At 63.5% G+C, this 3,918-nt stretch carries 4 protein-coding genes; 3 read left to right on the top strand and 1 reads right to left on the bottom strand.

Features of this window, described 5'->3' with window-relative positions; translation table 11 throughout:
• The 3 genes from EN914_RS27355 to EN914_RS27345 all read left to right on the top strand — a co-directional run.
• Window positions 1-1,255: AAA family ATPase (locus EN914_RS27355; RefSeq protein ID WP_127389382.1), on the top strand; the 1,255-nt coding region annotated here is incomplete at its 5' end.
• 59 nt (window positions 1,256-1,314) lie between these two features.
• A complete protein-coding gene (locus tag EN914_RS27350; RefSeq protein ID WP_013529465.1) occupies window positions 1,315-1,680 on the top strand; it encodes an MmcQ/YjbR family DNA-binding protein in 366 nt (121 codons plus the stop codon).
• 150 nt (window positions 1,681-1,830) lie between these two features.
• Entirely contained in the window at window positions 1,831-3,336 is a 1,506-nt protein-coding gene (locus EN914_RS27345) for a L,D-transpeptidase family protein (protein WP_127389381.1), read from the top strand.
• On the opposite strand, the gene EN914_RS27340 is transcribed toward EN914_RS27345, so the two are convergent.
• A partial coding sequence (locus EN914_RS27340; RefSeq protein ID WP_127389380.1) for a TMEM175 family protein occupies window positions 3,310-3,918 on the bottom strand: 609 nt, incomplete at its 5' end. The two genes, EN914_RS27345 and EN914_RS27340, sit on opposite strands and share 27 nt — an antisense overlap.

The raw sequence follows: 3,918 nt of genomic DNA, 5'->3' as shown, positions 1-3,918 counted from the left end.
CCTTGAGGAGGAATCGACCGAGATCACCGCCAAGTGGCAGGCCGAGAAGCAGAAGCTCGGGCTCGCCGCCGACCTGAAGAAGCAGCTCGACGAGGCGCGCAACGACCTTGCCATTGCCCAGCGCAAGGGTGAATTCCAGCGCGCCGGCGAGCTTGCCTATGGCAAGATTCCGGAACTGGAAAAGAAGCTGAAGGAGGCCGAGGCCCAGGACGGCAAAGCCGGCATGGTCGAAGAGGTGGTTACCCCCGACCACGTCGCCCATATCGTCTCGCGCTGGACCGGCATTCCGGTCGACAAGATGCTGCAGGGCGAGCGCGACAAGCTGCTGCGCATGGAAGACGAGATCGGCAAGCGCGTCGTTGGCCAGGGCGAGGCGGTGCAAGCTGTGTCGAAAGCGGTGCGGCGCGCCCGCGCGGGCCTGCAGGATCCGAACCGGCCGATCGGCTCGTTCATGTTCCTCGGACCGACGGGGGTCGGCAAGACCGAGCTGACCAAGGCGCTGGCGAGCTTTCTGTTCGACGACGAGAGCGCCATGGTGCGCATCGATATGTCGGAGTTCATGGAAAAGCACTCGGTCGCCCGGCTGATCGGCGCGCCTCCCGGCTATGTCGGCTATGAGGAAGGCGGCGCGCTGACCGAAGCGGTGCGGCGCAGGCCCTATCAGGTCGTGCTGTTCGACGAGATCGAGAAGGCGCATCCGGATGTGTTCAACGTGCTTTTGCAGGTGCTCGACGACGGCCGTCTGACCGACGGCCAGGGCCGCACGGTCGACTTCCGCAACACGCTGATCATCATGACGTCGAACCTCGGCGCCGAATATCTCGTCAACCTCACCGAGGACCAAGATGTCGATCTGGTGCGCGACGAGGTGATGAACGTCGTCAGGGCATCGTTCCGGCCGGAGTTCCTCAACCGCGTCGATGAGGTGATCCTGTTCCACCGGCTGCGCCGGCAGGATATGGGCCGCATCGTCGAGATCCAGCTCAAGCGGCTCGAGAGCCTGCTTGTCGACCGCAAGATCACGCTATCGCTGGACCAGGAGGCGGTGGATTGGCTGGCGGCCAAGGGCTACGACCCGGCCTATGGCGCGCGGCCGCTGAAGCGGGTGATGCAGAAGGAATTGCAGGACCCACTGGCGGAGAAGATCCTGCTCGGCGACATCCTCGACGGCTCGACCGTCAAGGTGACAGCCGGTTCCGACCGGCTGAATTTCCGCTCCAAACCGACGATCGTCGCGGCGGAAGCGGCAGCCTGATCCTGCGCCGCGCGTCCTTCCTGGACGCGCGGCGTTTTCATATAAAACGTGGGGCGGGGATGACACTGGACGACTACAACAGCTTCTGCGACTCGCTGCCTTCGACGACCCATGTCGTCCAGTGGGGTGGCGCCCATGTTTGGAAGGTGGGGGCCAAGGTCTTCGCGATCGGCGGCTGGGACGATGGCCAGCAGCTCTTCGTCACCTTCAAATGTTCCGATATCGCCTATGATGTGCTCAAGGAACAGCCGGGGCTACGGCCCGCACCGTATCTTGCTTCGCGCGGCATGACATGGATCCAGCGTCGGACAAGCCAGAGCATGGATGATGCCGCGCTGAAGGACTATCTGCGCGAGAGCCATCGCCTTGTCGCCCTGAAGCTTACCAGGCAGGCGCGCAAGGAATTGGGACTTGCCGAAAGCTAGCCTATATTCCTTGAGGCGCCGGAAAACCGCCATCTTCATGCCCGGTTCATGTTGGAACCATAGGATGGTGTAACTGGTTTGCTGGCGAAGGGGTTCGCCAGAAGACAATGCCGGCGGCGGCAAATTTACGGACCGGAGAATTTGGCCACCATGTTCCGCACGATCTTTGCCCTCTCGGCGCTAGCCGCCGGGCTTGTGTCTTCCGGGGCGTTCGCCGCGCCGACGACGGACAATGCGCCAAGGGTTGTCCGCGCTGCCGATACCGGGGGCATCCTTGTCGCCCAGGACGGTAATCTCGACATCTACTACGACGCCAGGGGCAACCGCGTGATCGTCGATGCCGATACCGGCAAGGTCATCGCCATCCAGCCGCCGCAGACCCGGCTCGACCGCCGCGCCTTGCGCCGCGAGACACGACTGCGCGAACTGGGCCGCGCCCCCGAAGGCGACGACCGCTACTATCTCGACGATCCGGAAGACATGGCGCGGTTCCGGCGCAAGCAGTTGGAAGAGGAAGGCCGCGTTATCCCGCCGCCGGTGGATGAGTACGATCCCTATGGGGACAATTCCGTCGAAGCCTACCCGCCGGCGCCGCAGGACGATGGCAATTACGACGACAATTATCCCGACGCGCCGCAGCCGGCTAAGCCGGGTACAATCAAGCGCCAGCCGCTGAACGAGGCCTCGATAGACCCTCCCCAGCCGGAGACCCCCGCCGATCAGGCGGCTCTGCCGCCAAAGGCCGGCGACAAGACCACCGTTGCCCCGGCACTTTCGCTGGGAGCGCGCCAGGATGTCGCCGCCCTTCAGGTGCTGCTCGACCGGGGTGGCGCTTCGCCTGGCGTCATCGACGGGCGTTTCGGTTCGAATGTCGACAAGGCGCTCGCCGCCTACAACCAGATCACCGGCGCCAATCTGCGATCGACCGACGCGGTCGCCATCCAGGCGGCACTTGCGCAATCCGGCGGCGATGCCTTCGCCAACTACACGATCACAGCGGAGGACGCGGCCGGTCCCTATGTCGCGTCGATCCCGGAAGACTACAGCCAGAAGGCGCAACTCGACCGCATGGGTTATACGTCGGTGACCGAGGCGCTCGCGGAGCGCTTTCACATGGACGAGAATTATCTCAAGGCGCTCAACCCGGAGGTCGATTTCAATCGTCCCGGCACGATCATCAAGGTCGCCAATTTCGGCAGGCTGGTTTCGACACCGGTGGCGCGTATCGTCGCCGACAAGGACAAGAAAGAGGTTTTCGCCTATGACGCCGGCGGCAAACTGGTCGCCGCCTATCCCGCAACCATCGGCTCGTCGGATACGCCGTCACCGTCCGGCATACACACGGTGTCGCGCGTGGCGCTCGATCCGAACTACACCTACAATCCCAGCATCAATTTCAAGCAGGGTCAAAACGACAAGGTCCTGACCATTCCGCCGGGCCCGAACGGTCCCGTCGGTTCGGTCTGGATCGCCCTGGATAAGCCGACCTACGGCATCCACGGCACGCCCGATCCGTCGAAGATCGGCAAGACCGAGAGCCATGGCTGCGTACGCCTGACCAACTGGGATGCGCGGGAGCTGGCCAAATTGGTTTCGCCGGGCGTGACGGTGGAGTTTGTCGGCGGGCCCTCAGCCGATAACCTTGCGCAGCAGTGAACCGCGAAGCGCGGCGGCATAGACCAACTGCACGACCAGGATGAAGCCGACGCCGAGCAAGGGACTGACAAGCGAGAGTGCGGCGCCGACCGCCCACAGGATCTGTGCCTTGATGATGCGCAGATAGACCGTGCGTTTGGTTTCCGCATCGACATCCTCTGCTACGAAGCCGCTTTTCTCCGCATAACGCCAGCTCGCGAACAGCGTGACGCCGAGCGCCAGCAGATTGAGCCAGTAGACCAGCACCGCGGTTCTGAACTCGAGGAAGTCGGCCAGAAGATCGGTCGAGAAGGGCAGCAAGGCGATGAAGGCGAGAAAGCAAAGGTTCAGCGTGGCAAGCCGTCGATCGGATTTGGCGATCAGACCATGCTGCGCCTGCTGGCCAAACCAGAAGATGGTCAGCGTCAGGAAGCTCAAGGCGTAGGTCAGGAAACGCGGCGCCAGGTCGGCGATCGCGGCGAGCAGCTCGCGTTCGGAATGGATCGCCTCGTGCGCCGGCACCCTGATTTCGAGAACGATCAGGGTGAGCGCGATGGCGAATACGCCATCGGTGATCCCGACGATACGGCCGCGTCCCTCAGC

It is taken from the genome of Mesorhizobium sp. M7A.F.Ca.CA.001.08.2.1 (assembly GCF_003998455.1).
GTDB classification, from domain to species: Bacteria; Pseudomonadota; Alphaproteobacteria; order Rhizobiales; family Rhizobiaceae; genus Mesorhizobium; species Mesorhizobium ciceri.
The sequence above is the reverse complement of the archived record's forward strand: the minus strand, read 5'-3'. Positions and strand labels throughout refer to the sequence as shown.